Source organism: Corynebacterium sp. LaCa_205 (assembly GCF_057458085.1).
Genome location: NZ_CP190931.1, coordinates 286,092 through 299,671 on the forward strand (window position 1 = coordinate 286,092; position 13,580 = coordinate 299,671).

Annotated in this window: 14 protein-coding genes, 1 pseudogene and 1 riboswitch; of the genes and pseudogenes, 11 read left to right on the top strand and 4 right to left on the bottom strand. The window is 64.0% G+C overall.

Features of this window, described 5'->3' with window-relative positions; all coding sequences use genetic code 11:
• Nucleotides 1-8: 8 nt before the first annotated feature.
• Together hemE and ACP8J1_RS01450 are read left to right on the top strand one after the other, a co-directional pair.
• On the top strand, nucleotides 9-1,043 hold the full coding sequence (gene hemE, locus ACP8J1_RS01445) for a uroporphyrinogen decarboxylase (protein WP_023020484.1): 1,035 nt from the start codon (nucleotides 9-11) through the stop codon (nucleotides 1,041-1,043).
• Nucleotides 1,044-2,423 carry a protoporphyrinogen oxidase gene (locus tag ACP8J1_RS01450; RefSeq protein WP_023020485.1) on the top strand — a complete coding sequence of 460 codons (1,380 nt, stop codon included), beginning with the start codon at nucleotides 1,044-1,046 and terminating at the stop codon, nucleotides 2,421-2,423. It abuts the gene before it with no gap.
• Between the two features lie 99 nt (nucleotides 2,424-2,522).
• Here the strand turns inward: ACP8J1_RS01450 and ACP8J1_RS01455 are convergent, their stop codons facing one another.
• Both ACP8J1_RS01455 and ACP8J1_RS01460 read right to left on the bottom strand, forming a co-directional pair.
• Nucleotides 2,523-3,596, bottom strand: a complete 1,074-nt coding sequence (locus tag ACP8J1_RS01455) for an HNH endonuclease signature motif containing protein (protein ID WP_023020486.1) — start codon at nucleotides 3,594-3,596, stop codon at nucleotides 2,523-2,525.
• Nucleotides 3,597-3,712: 116 nt separating this feature from the next.
• Nucleotides 3,713-4,561: an NAD(P)-dependent oxidoreductase gene (locus tag ACP8J1_RS01460; RefSeq protein WP_034655712.1), complete on the bottom strand. Its 849-nt coding sequence runs from the start codon at nucleotides 4,559-4,561 to the stop codon at nucleotides 3,713-3,715.
• 31 nt (nucleotides 4,562-4,592) lie between these two features.
• A riboswitch (guanidine-III (ykkC-III) riboswitch) is annotated at nucleotides 4,593-4,658 on the top strand.
• An 8-nt stretch (nucleotides 4,659-4,666) separates the two neighbouring features.
• On the opposite strand from ACP8J1_RS01460, the pseudogene ACP8J1_RS01465 reads away from it, so the two are divergent.
• From ACP8J1_RS01465 to ACP8J1_RS01500, 8 genes and pseudogenes are all read left to right on the top strand, one after another.
• Nucleotides 4,667-4,979, top strand: a pseudogene (locus tag ACP8J1_RS01465) (DMT family transporter).
• 579 nt (nucleotides 4,980-5,558) lie between these two features.
• Nucleotides 5,559-6,860, top strand: coding sequence for a glutamate-1-semialdehyde 2,1-aminomutase (hemL, locus tag ACP8J1_RS01470; protein WP_023020490.1), 1,302 nt, complete (start codon nucleotides 5,559-5,561; stop codon nucleotides 6,858-6,860).
• A gap of 8 nt (nucleotides 6,861-6,868) precedes the next feature.
• A complete protein-coding gene (locus ACP8J1_RS01475; RefSeq protein WP_023020491.1) occupies nucleotides 6,869-7,477 on the top strand; it encodes a histidine phosphatase family protein in 609 nt (202 codons plus the stop codon).
• Nucleotides 7,477-8,082 (top strand): TlpA disulfide reductase family protein, encoded by a 606-nt coding sequence (locus ACP8J1_RS01480; RefSeq protein ID WP_023020492.1) that lies wholly within the window; start codon nucleotides 7,477-7,479, stop codon nucleotides 8,080-8,082. Before ACP8J1_RS01475 ends, ACP8J1_RS01480 begins: the two co-directional genes overlap by 1 nt.
• Nucleotides 8,083-8,886 carry a cytochrome c biogenesis CcdA family protein gene (locus ACP8J1_RS01485; RefSeq protein ID WP_023020493.1) on the top strand — a complete coding sequence of 268 codons (804 nt, stop codon included), beginning with the start codon at nucleotides 8,083-8,085 and terminating at the stop codon, nucleotides 8,884-8,886. It abuts the gene before it with no gap.
• Nucleotides 8,887-8,893: 7 nt separating this feature from the next.
• Entirely contained in the window at nucleotides 8,894-10,525 is a 1,632-nt protein-coding gene (locus ACP8J1_RS01490) for a cytochrome c biogenesis protein ResB (RefSeq protein ID WP_023020494.1), read from the top strand.
• Nucleotides 10,526-10,618: 93 nt separating this feature from the next.
• Entirely contained in the window at nucleotides 10,619-11,638 is a 1,020-nt protein-coding gene (ccsB, locus tag ACP8J1_RS01495) for a c-type cytochrome biogenesis protein CcsB (RefSeq protein ID WP_302518585.1), read from the top strand.
• Nucleotides 11,639-11,899, top strand: a complete 261-nt coding sequence (locus ACP8J1_RS01500; protein WP_023020496.1) for a helix-turn-helix domain-containing protein — start codon at nucleotides 11,639-11,641, stop codon at nucleotides 11,897-11,899.
• Here the strand turns inward: ACP8J1_RS01500 and ACP8J1_RS01505 are convergent.
• Nucleotides 11,896-12,141, bottom strand: coding sequence for a hypothetical protein (locus ACP8J1_RS01505; RefSeq protein ID WP_005322966.1), 246 nt, complete (start codon nucleotides 12,139-12,141; stop codon nucleotides 11,896-11,898). The two genes, ACP8J1_RS01500 and ACP8J1_RS01505, sit on opposite strands and share 4 nt — an antisense overlap.
• Before the next feature lie 38 nt (nucleotides 12,142-12,179).
• On the opposite strand from ACP8J1_RS01505, the gene ACP8J1_RS01510 reads away from it, so the two are divergent.
• Complete coding sequence (locus tag ACP8J1_RS01510) at nucleotides 12,180-12,506, top strand: DUF4229 domain-containing protein (protein ID WP_084279006.1); 327 nt, start codon at nucleotides 12,180-12,182, stop codon at nucleotides 12,504-12,506.
• Here ACP8J1_RS01510 and ACP8J1_RS01515 read toward each other — a convergent pair.
• Nucleotides 12,503-13,393: a 1,4-dihydroxy-2-naphthoate polyprenyltransferase gene (locus ACP8J1_RS01515; RefSeq protein ID WP_023020498.1), complete on the bottom strand. Its 891-nt coding sequence runs from the start codon at nucleotides 13,391-13,393 to the stop codon at nucleotides 12,503-12,505. The genes ACP8J1_RS01510 and ACP8J1_RS01515 overlap by 4 nt on opposite strands.
• Nucleotides 13,394-13,580: the final 187 nt, after the last annotated feature.

Here is a 13,580-nt window from a genome sequence, read left to right on the forward strand (position 1 = left end):
ATTGGGGCATGTCTCGACTTAATCGTGCCCCGCTTATCGACGCCGCCCTCGGCCGCACCCCCTCCCGACCCCCAGTTTGGTTCATGCGCCAGGCTGGCCGTTCGCTGCCGGAATACCGCGCCGCCCGCGAGGGGATTAGCATGCTCGATTCCTGCTTCATGCCAGAACTGCTAGCAGAAATTACCCTGCAGCCGGTGCGCCGCCACGACGTTGATGCTGCCATTTTATTTTCCGATATCGTGGTCCCGCTCAAAGCCGCCGGAGTCAAGGTCGATATCGTGCCGGGCCGTGGGCCGGTGATGGAGCAGGCGGTGCGGAGTAGGGAGGACGTCGGCAAGCTGCCGCTGCTAGAGGCCGACGTCCCCGAGGTTACTGAAGGCATTGCCCGCATCCTGGCCGAGCTCACCGAAACCCAAGCGCTTATCGGCTTCGTTGGTGCGCCGTTCACGCTGGCTAGCTACCTCATTGAGGGCGGGCCGTCTAAGAACCACGAGCGCACCAAGGCCCTCATGCACGCCGAGCCGGAGACCTGGCATCTGCTCATGCGCCGCCTGGTGCCTACCATCACCCGCTTCCTGCAGGTGCAGGTCGACGCCGGCATCGACGCCATGCAGCTTTTCGATTCCTGGGCGGGCTACCTCAACGAGCGCGACTACCGCGAATTCGTTTTGCCGTATTCGCGAGAAATCCTGGCCGGCGTAGATATTCCGCGCATCCACTTCGGCGTCGGCACCGGCGAGCTCTTGCCAGCAATGTCGGAGGCGGGGTCGGAGGTCATGGGCGTCGACTATCGCGTGCCCATGGATGCCGCGGCCGAGCGCGTGAGCGCCCGCGTGCTGCAGGGCAACCTTGACCCGGCCATGCTTTTTGCCGGCGACGACGCCGTGCGCCAGGCCGTACGCACCATCCGCGGCGAGGTCGATCGGGCGCGCGAGCGCGGCGATATTGACGGCCACATCTGGAACCTCGGCCACGGGGTCCTGCCAACTACTGACGCGGAAGCAATCACCCGCGCCGTTTCCATCATCCACGAGGAGGGCTAAATGCGTATTGCGATTATCGGTGCCGGCCTGGCGGGCTTGACGGCCGCTTACGAGCTGCGCGACCACGACGTCGAGGTTTTCGAGGCCGCCGGCCGGATCGGTGGCAAGCTGTACTCTGTGCCGTTTAACGACGGCCCGACCGACATGGGCGCCGAGGCCTTCCTCGCCCGCCGGCGCGATGCCGTGGAATTTATCGAATCCCTCGGTCTCGGCGATAGCTTGGTCGAGCCCTCCGGTCTGCACTCGCTGGTGTACTCCGGCGAGCTCAAGCCGTTGCCGCGCGGCGGAATGATGGGCATTCCTTCGCACTCGGAGCCGGTCGCGCATTTGGTCTCGGCCGAGACCGCGCGCCGCATCGACAATGAGGAGCCCTTCGAGTGGACGGCGGGCAGCGACGTTTCCGCAGGCAAGCTGGTGCGCCAGCAGTTTGGCGACGACCTCGTCGACCACGTTATCTCCGCCCTCCTCGGCGGCGTGTACTCCTGTTCGGCCGATGATCTGGGTTTGCGCGCGACCATCCCGGCGCTGGCGGAGACCCTCGACGCGCTGTCCGAGCGCGGCCCAGTGACTCTCTCGGCCGCGGTCCGCACGCTGGAGGAGGCTCGCGCGGCCGCGCCCCGCAGCGGCGGCCCCGTCTTCCAGACTTTCCGCGGCGGCTACGCGCAGCTTTATGAGGCACTGGCCGAGCAATCCCGCGCCAAGATCTACCTCGATACTTTTATCTCCGGCATCACTCGCGAGGGCGAGCAATTCCGCCTGGCCGGAGCACCGGCCGATGCGGCGCCGTTTGATCGCGTGCTGGTAGCTACCCCGGCTCCGACCGCGGCGCGCCTTCTTAGCAAGGTCGCCCCGCAGGCGGCGGGACGGCTGAAGGGAGTGAAGTTGGCAGCGTCGGCCGTCGTGGGGTTGAAATTCGAGTCCGATACAGACCCTTCGGGAAACGCTTTGCCGCAGAATTCCGGCATTCTCGTGGCCACCGACCAAGACGATGTGCACGCCAAGGCCTTTACACTTTCCTCCCGCAAGTGGCCGCACTTGGCTGAGCGTGGCGGTGCCCTCGTACGTGCCTCCTTCGGCCGCTTTGGCGACGACGCCATCGTCCGCGCCGAAGAAGACGACCTCGTCGACTATGCCCTCGATGACCTCCAGCGACTCACCGGCTTCGACGGCCGCGCCGCGGGTGTCGCGGAGATCTTCACCCAGCGTTGGTTCGGCGGCCTGCCGCGCTACGACGCCGGGCACCTCGAAACTGTGGCCAGCGCACGCGGTACCCTCGCGGCGACGCCGGGAGTCGATGTCACCGGCGCCTGGGCCGGCGGCGTTGGAGTGCCCAACGTCATTGCGGATGCCCGCGCCGCCGCCGCGCGCATCGTCGGCTAGCGGTGCCGCACGATTCGTGCATTCCGGGTCATACGCTGTGGCGTGGTGCGGGCATGCCAAAGTGGCAGCAGGGCATCCTGCTGCCTAGCGGCATGAGTGCTAGTGCGGTGGATCCGGCGGGGTCGGTTGCACTGGCTCGTTCGGGCTGGACGGCGATGCGGCGGTATCGGCCCATGGCGGTTGCCACACCACGCGACCTCGGCGGCGAACGAGTCGCCCGCGGACAGACGGGGCATTCGGGTCATCGTCATTGACACCATTGTGGTACGGGCAGCAGGTGGCGAGGTTTGACATGTTGGTCTCGCCGCCGTGTCGCCACGCTTGCAGGTGATGCACCTGGCATTTATCCGCCGGGTAGTTGCACGCGGGCCACGGGCACACAGGGTTTTCGGCGGCAGCCATGAGCCGCTGCTTTTCGCTGGCCATGCGTTCCGTCCGGTAGAGGTTGACCGCACCTTCGTAGGGATGGACGAGGGTGATAAGCCCGCGCTCTGCCAGCGTGCGCGAGACAAGTTCCGCGCCGGTGAGGCGGGCACCGTTGGTGAGCCGGATGGTGATTTCCTCGCCGTCGCCATCGATGATGCGGTCGAGTTCGTCGAGCGTGATAATTGCATTCGTCGTAATGGTTGGACGGGTGGCTGGGGCGGCGCCGGAAGGGGAGAAGAGCTCCGCAACGGAATCGAGAGGCGCGTCCTCGTCCAGGCTGGATTCCAAGTCCGCGATGAGCGAGGAAGGCCCGGTAATCGCGAGAGTCCATGGCGCGTCCTTGCGCCGGCGGATGCGCACGCCGGGGCGCGGAGGGGCCGGGGGATTGAGCTCGCGCAGCTTTTTGCGCGCGAGCTTTTCCATTTCCTCGGTATCGGCGGCGGTGCGACACAACTCCACGCGCAGGCGCCAGGCGTCGCGCTTAGTCTTGGCGCGGGCGGCGTAGCGCTCGATTACCTCCAGCGTGGGCAGCGGGTGGGCGCGCTCGCGCGCGGCGTTAACCGCCTGGCGTTGGAGGCGGCTAAAGGAGGTGGGGGCAAAGAGGGCGTCGGCAAGCGTGAGCAAGGTGCGGGCCGTTTTATTGGGCGCGCCGGCGGCGCACAGCTGGTCTTCAGACATGCCAGCGCACCCGGCAACGATATCGATGCCGGGCGCCAAGGCCGCGAGATAGGTCTGAAGAGCTGTCATGCCCCGCAGCCTAAGCCACCGCGCGCAATCCGTGCGAGGGCGAGCGCGCGAATCTGTGGATAACTAGGGCCGGAAGGGCGAATTTCGGCCCGCACTCGCTGCGGGCCTGTGGATAACTAGCCCTTATTGCGGAAGACGAAGATGGAGGAGAAGTCCTGATTGCCGTGGCCCATCGCCTGCATTTCCTCGAAGCGGCCGATGGCGGCAGTCAGGGCGGGCAGCGGCTTGGTGGAGGTCATCTCCATGAGCTTCGCGTCCTTAGCCAGGGCGTCGACGGTGAAATCGCCCGGGTCGGTATTGCGCTCGCCGGTGATAAACGGAGCTTTCATATTCGCGATGAAAGACAAGCCGGTGATGTCGAGCATCTGCAGCACCACCTCGGAGTCCAAGCCCTCGGACTCGCCGAGTTGCAGGGCTTCGAGCAGGCCCTCGGCGGTGACGGCGAGCGCGAGGTTCGCCAGCAGCTTTCCGATGGCCGCCGTGGCCGCCGCCTCCACCCCGATGAGCTTGTCTTCTCCCGCCCAGGACTCGGCGAGGGACATGGCTTGCTCGCGGCGGGCGTCGTCAGGCGTGCCCACATAGACGCCGAGCTTGCCCTCGCGGGCCGGGCCGAGCGTGCCGACGACCGGGGCGTGGACGTAGGTTTCCACGGCGGCGGCGAATTCGCGGGCATCGTTGGGCGAGACGGTGGTGGTATCGATCCAGGTCACGCCGGCGGGGATGAGCTGCGGCTCGACGACGACCTCGCGGACATCGTCAGGCCCGAAGAGCGAGGTGATGATGACCTCGGCGTTCACTAGGGCCTCGGTGGGCGAGGCGGCAAGCTCGGCGCCTTCCTCCACCAGCGGCTGGGCACGCTCGGCGGTGCGGTTCCAGACGGTCAATTCGATGCCGTCTTGCTCATTGAGCAGGCGGCGGGCTAGTTCGGTTCCCATGCGGCCAGTTCCAAGAAATGCAATCCTCATGGTTTCCCAGTGTGCCATCATTGGGTGCAGGTTCGCCGCGTCTTGCGCGAGCCCCGGACGGGGGAGCCGTACCCGGCAACGCGACAAGACGGCCAGGAAGCAGTTATGGCGTGGTTCATCTTGATTTTCTCCGGCGCATTCGAGGCCGTGTGGGCGGCGGCATTGGATAAATCCGCAGGTTTTACGCGTTTGTGGCCCTCGCTTGTTTTCCTCGTGGCCTGCGCGATTTCCATGGGCGGGCTGGCGTGGGCGATGCGCAGCATCCCGGTAGGCACGGCCTATGCGGTGTGGGCGGGTGTTGGCACGTCGGGGCGGTTATCTATTCCTTCGCGGCCGGGCACGAGGTCGCCACGGTGTGGAAGGTGTTTTCCTCTCCATGATCATCGGCGGCATCGTGGGGCTGAAAGCGGTGAGTTAGAGACCCGGAATCCGCGGCGCGGGAGGCAGCGGCGGCGCAGGCGGTGGGGCGGGCGCAGGCACGGCGGGCACTGCCGGCATATCAGGCACCGCGTCCTCGATGCGCCCGCGGACCTCATGCGGCGGAATGTTGAGGTTCGGCAGTCCGCTCTTATCCCGCGCGGGAGGGCGTGGCGCTGCCGGTCGCGGTGCGGGCGCCAGGCCCGGTTCTGGGCGAGGGGCCGGCGCAGGCTTAGGCGCAGGCGCGGGCGCCGCGGTTGACGGCGAAGGTTCCGCGGCCGGCGGCGAAGGAGGCGCCGTGTCTTCCTGCGGCAGGTCGCGAGGGGTGAGAGGGTGGGGAGGGGCTGCCAGGAGGGGGCGTCGGCAAGCGGGGCGGCACCTACCGAGGTAGGCAGCGGCCGTTCGGGCGCGGGCCGGGCACAACCGGCGAGGCAGAAAGCGGCCAGGATGGCGAAAATGACAGTGCGCTGCATTGAAAATCCCCCCGAATTGAAAAGTGCAACGCCCCGAAGTTTAGCGGCTGACTGTGAATCGCGCAGTCCAACTTTTGTATAGCGCGCGAATCGCTAGAATGTCAGACATGCCTAATACTTCCCAGTCGCAACAGTGGTTTGAGCGTTCCTCCAAGGTGATTCCGGGCGGGGTGAACTCGCCGGTGCGCGCGTTCGGCTCCGTGGGTGGCCAGGCCCGCGTCATTGAGCGCGGCGCGGGTTCGCGCCTGTGGGATGCCGACGGCAACGAGTACGTTGACCTGGTCAGCTCCTATGGCCCGATGATTCACGGCAATGCCCACCCAGAGATTGTGGAGGCCGTGCAGCAGGCCGCTGCGGGTGGCTTGAGCTTCGGCTCGCCCACCGAGGGTGAGACTTTGCTCGCCGAGGCCATCGTCGCGCGCACCGCGGCCGATAAGGTGCGCATGGTTAACTCCGGCACCGAGGCCACCATGTCTGCGGTGCGCCTAGCCCGCGGCTACACCGGCCGCACCAAGGTGCTGAAGTTCGAGGGCTGCTACCACGGCCATGTGGATGCGCTGTTGGCCTCGGCCGGCTCCGGCGTGGCGACCTTTGCGCTGCCGGATTCCCCGGGTGTTACGGGCGCGACAGCGGCCGATACCATCGTCGTTCCTTATAACGATATCGAGGCCGTGCGCGAGGCATTTGCGCAGCACCCGGGCGAGATTGCTTGCATTATCGCGGAGGCCTCGGCCGGCAATATGGGCACCGTGGCACCAGATGAGGGCTTCAACGCCGCGCTTGCCGACGTCGCCCATGAAGACGGCGCCCTCCTCATCCTCGATGAGGTCATGACCGGTTTCCGCACCTCCTATAAGGGTTGGTACGGCGTCGACGGCGTGGCGGCGGACCTGGTGACCTTTGGCAAGGTCGTCTCCGGTGGCTTGCCGGCCGCTGCCTTTGGCGGCCGCGCCGAGGTCATGGACTACCTCGCGCCGGAAGGTCCGGTCTACCAGGCGGGCACGCTCTCTGGTAACCCGGTGGCAATGGCTTCGGGCCTGAAGTCTTTGGAGCTGGCCGATGAATCGCTCTATGAGCGCCTGCAGGCCAATGCGGACCGCCTGACCGGCATGATTTCTGATGCGCTGTCGGCCGAGGGCGTAGCGCACCACATTCAGCGCGCCTCCTCGATGTTCTCCATCCGTTTTGCCGAGGGCGAGGGTCGCAACTTCGCCGATATGCAGGCGGCCGAGACCTTCCGCTTCACCCCGTTCTTCCACGCTCTGCTGGATAACGGCATCTATGTCGCGCCGAGCCCATTCGAGACCTGGTTTGTCTCGGATGCACTGAACGACGCCGACTTTGAACTCATCGAGGCGGCCCTCAAGCCCGCCGCCCAAGCTGCGGCCGCTGCGCGTCCCGCAAACTAAGGAGAGACATGACACGCACCATCGTTCACCTCGTACGCCACGGCGAGGTCCACAACCCGGAGAAGATCCTCTACGGTCGCATCCCGGGCTATCACCTATCCTCGCGCGGGCATTCCATGGCGGCGCGGACCGCGGAGTCCTTTCGCGACCATGATGTGACCTACCTGGCAGCCTCGCCACTGCAGCGCGCCCAAGAGACAGCGCGGCCGATTGCGGAGGTAACGGGACTGGACGTGGAAGTCGATAAGACGCTCATTGAATCCGGCAATCGCTTCGAGGGCCTGCGCACCAAGGGTCTGCGCTCCGCACTGTGGAATCCGCGCCGTTGGCCGCTGCTGGTCAATCCGCTGGAGCCATCGTGGGGCGAGCCTTATGAGCAGATTGCCGAGCGCATGCTGGGCTCCATCGAGCGCGCCCGTACCGCCGCCGCCGGCCACGAGGCGATTTTGGTCAGCCACCAGCTGCCCATCGTGATGGTGCAGCGCACCGTGCTCGGCCAGCGCTTGCCGCACGCGCCGTGGAACCGCGAATGCGACTTGGCCTCGGTAACCTCCCTGCTTTTTGAAGACAACCAGGTCACCGATATTTTCTACTCTTCGCCGGCGCAGGAGATTTAATGGCACTACGACGCAAACGCGCAGTTGGCGCGGTGCTGGCGGCAGCAGCCGTGACCCTTGCTGGGTGCGCGCAGGATTCCGATAACGCCCAAAATGCGGTTGCTACCGGCGGTAACTTCGAATTCATCACCCCCGGCGGCGAGAAGGTCATCAATTACGAGGAATCCGAGCGCAAGCCGCTGCGCACGTTCTCCGGCGAGGATGTGCGCGATACGGATAAGACCATCTCCTTGGAAGACTATGACGGCGAAATCGTCGTGCTTAACTCCTGGGGCCAGTGGTGCGCGCCCTGCCGTTCCGAGGCCGATGACCTCCAAGAGGTCCACTCCGAGCTGCAAAAGCGCAAGATTGGCACCGTCCTGGGCATTAATGTGCGCGACTATAACCCGCAGGTGTCTAATGACTTCCTCGAAGACAATGGGCTGAAGTATCCCTCCATCTATGATCCGCCGTTTAAGACGGCTGCGGCCCTAGGCGGCGTGCCGACTTCCGTGGTGCCCACCACCATCGTCTTGGATAAACAGCACCGCCCGGCTACGGTCTTTTTGCGGTCCATCACCGCTAAAGACGTGATGGATGTAGTAGACAAGCTAGAAAAGGAATAAATGGACAACGCAGCGAGCTTCGGCAACTCCTTTGCCGAGGCCGTGACCTCCGGCCCACTTATTTTGGGTCTCCTCGCGGCCGCCGTGGCGGGGCTGGTGAGCTTCGCCAGTCCGTGTGTGATCCCGCTGGTTCCCGGCTATATTTCCTACCTGGCCGGCGTGGTGGGCGGTGAGGTTACCTTCGATGGGGAGCTGGGGGTGGGCGTCGGCAAGCGCAGGCAATGGGCTGTTGTGCTGGCCGCGGCCTTGTTCATCCTCGGCTTCACCGTGGTATTCCTCCTAGCGACGGTCTCGGTATTCGGCGCGATTTCCGCGCTAAGGCTCAACGAAGAAATGCTCATGCGGGTCGGCGGCGGCGTGACCATCCTGATGGGTGTGGTCTTCCTAGGCGCGATTCCAGCGCTGCAGAAAGACACCCGCATGGCACCGAAGCGCTGGACCACCTGGCTGGGCGCGCCGCTGCTGGGCGGGATATTCGCGCTGGGCTGGACGCCGTGCTTGGGCCCAACGCTGGCCGCCATCATTTCTGTATCGGCCGGCACCGAGGGCATGACGGCCGCGCGTGGCGTGCTGCTCATCATCTTTTATTGCCTGGGCCTGGGCCTACCGTTCCTTCTGGTGGCGCTGGGCTCCGCGCGGGCGATGCGCACGATTTCGTGGGCCCGCAAACACTCGCATACCATCCAAATAATCGGCGGCGTGGCCATGATCCTCGTCGGCCTGGCCCTGGTAACCGGCCTATGGGGCGAATTTATTAGCCTCATCCGCCAGTGGACCGGCAACTACGGCGCAACCCTTATTTAGGAGAGACGTGAAATATTTCCGCAAAGCCTGGCATTGGCTGACCAGTATGCGCACCGCGCTAGCGCTGCTTTTCTTGCTGGCGCTGGCCGCGATTCCCGGTTCTTTGCTGCCGCAGCGCGATCTCAACGAGCAGAACGTGCAGGACTTTATTGAGTCCAATGGCAACGTGGCGAAGATCTACGACAAGCTGCAGCTTTTCGACGTCTTTTCCTCCGTCTGGTTCCAAGCCATCTTCGTCCTCTTGGCGATTTCCCTGGTTGGCTGCATCCTGCCGCGCTCCTGGGATCACTATAAGGCGTGGAAGACCCCGCCAACGCGCGCCCCGAAGTACCTCCACAAGCTGCCGCTGGCGGCCGAGGGGCACTCGGAAAAGAGCGAGGAGGAACTATCCGCGGAAATTAAGAAGCGCCTGAAGAGGTGGCGCGTGGCCGAGTATTCCCCGGAGAAGGACCGTGCCGGCGTGCATACCTTTTCCGCGGAGCGCGGCTACGGCCGCGAGCTAGCCAACCTCATTTTCCACGTGGCGCTGGTAGCCATCTTGGTCACGGTTGCCGCCGGCAAGCTGGTCAACTACGAAGGCCAGGTCATCGTGGTCACTGAGTCTGGCTCGCAGGGCGGCGACCAGACCCTGGATCAGTCTACGGAGTTCTGCAATACCTCTACGTCTAACTTTGACTCCTTCCGCGCCGGCCCGCTTTTCGACGGCACCGGGCTCCACCCTTTCTGCCTCGTCGCCCATGACTTCGCGGCCGAGTACCTGCCGAACGGCCAGGCCGAGATGTTTACCTCCAACGTCTCCTACGCGGAGGGCGATGACATCTACAAGGATGACTCCGAGTGGAAGGATTATGAGCTCAAGGTCAACCATCCGCTGCGCCTGGCGCATAACCGCGTTTATTTGCAGGGCCATGGCTACGCGCCGACGGTCACCGTGGAATGGCCCAATGGGGAAAAGCGCACCCAGACTATTCAGTTCCAGCCGAATGATACGACCTTCTTCCTGTCCTCCGGCGCGATGCGCTTTGACCCGCCGGCCGGCATGCACCCGGACCTCTATGAGCGTCGTCAGAATCAGATCGCCATTCAGGGTCTCTTCGCGCCTACGGCCGAGTGGGCCGGTGAGAACGGCAAGCTGCTGCAGTCCTCCTACCCAGGTTTGCAGGATCCGGCCATGGCCATCGATATCTACCGCGGTGATGCCGGCTTGGATACCGGCACCCCGCAGTCCTTCTTCTCGCTGGATCCAAACCTGGTGCACTCCGGCCAGCTGCGAAAGATTGACCGCGTGAACCTCAACCAGGGTGAGGATGTCACCCTGGACGATGGCACCAAGATCACTTTCAACGGCGCCAGCGAGTTTGCCAATTACCAGGTCTCTTATGACCCCTTCCAGAAGTGGGTGCTGGTCTCCGCGCTGGTAATGCTCATCTCCTTGGTGGGTTCGCTGGTGATTAAGCGCCGCCGCGTCTATATCCGCCTGCGGCCGAACGCGGCCGGCGGCACCGATGTGGAAATGGGCGGTCTCGCCCGCACCGACCGCGCCGGTTGGTCCGAGGAATTCCACGAGTTGCACCGCGCGCTGCTGGAGCTGCCGGACCCAGATGAGGTCGAAGAAGACGAGCTTTATACCGATGATTAGTACGTCAGCCTAGTCCAACAAAAGTTGGACTAGGCCGTTTCGCTGAGTAAGGTAATCAGCACTATCCCGCACGTGTATTGGCTAGGAGCGTTCATGCAGATCGATCAGAATCTGTCTAATTTCTCGGATATCGCGGTGCAGACCGCCTTTGTGGTGTACTGCGTCGCGCTCTTTATGTCGCTGTTCTACTACGGCCGCATGCAGGGAATTATCGAGGGCCGCCGTGCCGTGAAGTCCCAGGCCGCGAAGGTCTTGGTGGGGGCGGGCGCTGGGGGCGTCGATAAGCAGAGCTATGCGGGCGAGGTGGCCCAGTCCTCTTCCGGTATCACGGAAGGTGAGCTGAAGGAGAAGGAGCGCAAGGCCGATAAGCTCGGCGGTATGACCAGCTCGCTGATGTGGGTAGGCATTGCGCTCCACGCCGCGGCGATTGTGCTGCGTGGCCTGGCTACCGGCCGTTTCCCCTTTGGCAACCTATACGAGTACGTGCTGATGGTGAGCTTCGGTGTGCTGCTGGTGGGCAATATTGCCATGCAGCGTAAGGAGTGGCGCACCGTGTGGCCATGGCTGCTCACCCCGGTATTGGCGCTGATGTTTTATGGCTCCACCAAGCTCTATGCCGAGTCTGCCCCAGTGGTGCCGGCGCTGCAGTCGCACTGGCTGCCCATCCACGTCACCGTGGTGTCCTTGGGCGCGTCCATTGGTATTATTTCCGGCATTGTCTCGCTGCTGACCCTATTCCGTATGGCACAGCCGAAGCATGCCGAGCATGGCTTTTTCGGTGCTGTAGCCCGCCCATTGCCTTCTGCCGCGAAGATTGACCAGCTGGCCTACCGTCTGGCCGTAATCACCCTGCCGACCTTGGGCTTGGGCATTATCCTGGGTGCCATCTGGGCTGAGTCCGCTTGGGGCCGCTTCTGGGGCTGGGACCCGAAGGAAACCGTGTCCTTTGCCACCTGGATCCTGTATGCCGCCTGCCTGCACGCGCGTGCAACGCCGGCGTTCCGCAAGGCGGCGCCGTGGATCAATGTCATGGCGATGGCGCTGATGGTCTTCAACCTCTTCTTTATCAACATGGTTGTCTCCGGCCTGCACTCCTATGCGGGGCTGAATTAAATGGCGGAGCATACGAGCCCGCGCCATAAGCCGGGCAAGCCGGCTGGTGATAATGCGGTGATTTTAGGCCTGGGCGCGCAATTTGCCGAGCGCCGCCGCGAGTTGGGCATTTTGCAGCAGCAGCTTGCCGACGCCGCCGGTATCTCCCGCTCCACCCTCCACACCATTGAGCATGGGGGCGCGGGCGTGCGGTGGGAAAAGGTTACCGCCGTGGCCGAGGCCCTCGGCTTGGAGATGCGCTTCGTGCCGAAGGAATCCTAATCCTTCTCGCCGTCGGTGTCGCGATTGCGGCGCTGGCGGCGTTTTTCTTCCTCTGCCTCCTGTGCGCGGCGTTGCTTGAAGCGCTCCTTTTCCAAGTTCCAGAGGAATTCTTCATCATCGTCGGGTCCCTTGATGGCGCGGGGTTGTTCCACCTCGCGCTTTTTCCATGTGGAGGGCCCGAAGGCCTTCCACACCAAGTAGGCGGCGAGGACAAAGAGTAAAAGGAGGATGATTCGGCCCATGCGTGGAATTCTACCTGCACCGCGTACAATCAACCCCCATGACGCATAACCCTGAGCCACCCAAGCCGGACCCAGAACTGCGACGCCGTTCCCGTGCGGCGCTGTGGAAGTATGGGCTCGCCCGCGTAGTGCTTTTTATCGCTTTGACCGTGGTGATCGAGCTTTTGTCCATCGCCATCCGCTTTCCCATCCCGGTGCTCGTCTCGGCGCTGTTGGCGCTCTTCGTGGCGCTGCCGCTATCGATGCTCATCTTTAAAAAGTGGCGCATCGAGGCCACCCAAACGCTGGCCGAGTACTCCGCCCAGCGCAAGGCCCACAAACGCTGGGTACAGGCGGAGCTAGAAGGGCGCGCCGCGCAGGACTAGACGAGGATGAGTGCGGCGGCCTCGATAATCGCCCACAGGAGCATCGCGCGGCCGGTCAGGCCGAGCACGGGGATAAGCTTTGGTCCTTGAGCGCCGCGATTGACGGTGCGAATGGCGCGCAGCGCGAAGGGAAAGTAGACCAAGCCGGCGAGTGCGAGCCAGCTGCTGAAGGCAATGCCAATGGTCAGCAGGAATGGCAGTAGGAGTAGCACCGTAAAGAGCAGGCGCGCCTTCTCGTTGCCGAGGCGTACGGCGAGCGTAATCTTGCCGGTTTCGGCGTCGGAGGGAATATCGCGGATATTATTGACTAGGTTCACCCCGGAGCTCATCGCGCCGATGCCCACGGCCAGCGCGAGGCCCGACCACGACAGGCGGCCGGCCTGGGTGAATTCGGTGCCGAGCACAGCGACGAGCCCGAAGAAGATAAAGACGGCGACCTCGCCGAGCCCGCGATAGCCATACGGGTTCTTGCCACCGGTATAAAACCACGCGCCGGTGATGCATAGCGCGCCGACGAGGATGAGCCACCAGGCGTGCGCCGCAAAAGACAGCGCGATGCCGGCGAGTCCGGCCACGGCGAAGGCGGCGAAGGCCGCGAGTTTCACCTGCTGCGGGCGGGCCAGGCCGCCGCCGGTGAGGCGCTGCGGACCGGTGCGGTCGTCGTCGGTGCCGCGGATGCCATCCGAGTAATCGTTGGCGTAATTGACACCGATGATGAGCGCCCACGCCACCACGAGGGCGAGAAGCGCGCGGCCGAAGTGCGCGCCGTCGGCAGCCGCTGCGGCACCAGTACCAGCGATGACTGGGGCGAAGGCATTAGCCCACGTGTGCGGGCGTGCGCCTTGGAGCCAGTCTTTGGCAGTTGCGGGATAGGCAGAAAGTGACATGTCAGTTATTGTGCCACGCCACCGCGGGCATGCTGTGCACAAGGGACGCACACGGCGGATATATAAAAGCCACGGGTATGGCGGAAGCGCGTCGTACGTACCCAAGAAAGGACGGCTGTGGGCCACACCCGTGACAAAAGTTCAATGCGTTGAACTTTCTTAAAGTTATCATGTGAATCGCTCGCGG

Excerpts from the sequence above, each read along its gene's own strand:
- hemE (WP_023020484.1), top strand. The coding sequence starts at position 9 with ATGTCTCGACTTAATCGTGCCCCGCTTATCGACGCCGCCCTCGGCCGC.
- ACP8J1_RS01450 (WP_023020485.1), top strand. The coding sequence starts at position 1,044 with ATGCGTATTGCGATTATCGGTGCCGGCCTGGCGGGCTTGACGGCCGCT.
- ACP8J1_RS01455 (WP_023020486.1), bottom strand. The coding sequence starts at position 3,596 with ATGACAGCTCTTCAGACCTATCTCGCGGCCTTGGCGCCCGGCATCGAT.
- ACP8J1_RS01460 (WP_034655712.1), bottom strand. The coding sequence starts at position 4,561 with ATGAGGATTGCATTTCTTGGAACTGGCCGCATGGGAACCGAACTAGCC.
- hemL (WP_023020490.1), top strand. The coding sequence starts at position 5,559 with ATGCCTAATACTTCCCAGTCGCAACAGTGGTTTGAGCGTTCCTCCAAG.
- ACP8J1_RS01475 (WP_023020491.1), top strand. The coding sequence starts at position 6,869 with ATGACACGCACCATCGTTCACCTCGTACGCCACGGCGAGGTCCACAAC.
- ACP8J1_RS01480 (WP_023020492.1), top strand. The coding sequence starts at position 7,477 with ATGGCACTACGACGCAAACGCGCAGTTGGCGCGGTGCTGGCGGCAGCA.
- ACP8J1_RS01485 (WP_023020493.1), top strand. The coding sequence starts at position 8,083 with ATGGACAACGCAGCGAGCTTCGGCAACTCCTTTGCCGAGGCCGTGACC.
- ccsB (WP_302518585.1), top strand. The coding sequence starts at position 10,619 with ATGCAGATCGATCAGAATCTGTCTAATTTCTCGGATATCGCGGTGCAG.
- ACP8J1_RS01500 (WP_023020496.1), top strand. The coding sequence starts at position 11,639 with ATGGCGGAGCATACGAGCCCGCGCCATAAGCCGGGCAAGCCGGCTGGT.
- ACP8J1_RS01505 (WP_005322966.1), bottom strand. The coding sequence starts at position 12,141 with ATGGGCCGAATCATCCTCCTTTTACTCTTTGTCCTCGCCGCCTACTTG.
- ACP8J1_RS01510 (WP_084279006.1), top strand. The coding sequence starts at position 12,180 with ATGACGCATAACCCTGAGCCACCCAAGCCGGACCCAGAACTGCGACGC.
- ACP8J1_RS01515 (WP_023020498.1), bottom strand. The coding sequence starts at position 13,393 with ATGTCACTTTCTGCCTATCCCGCAACTGCCAAAGACTGGCTCCAAGGC.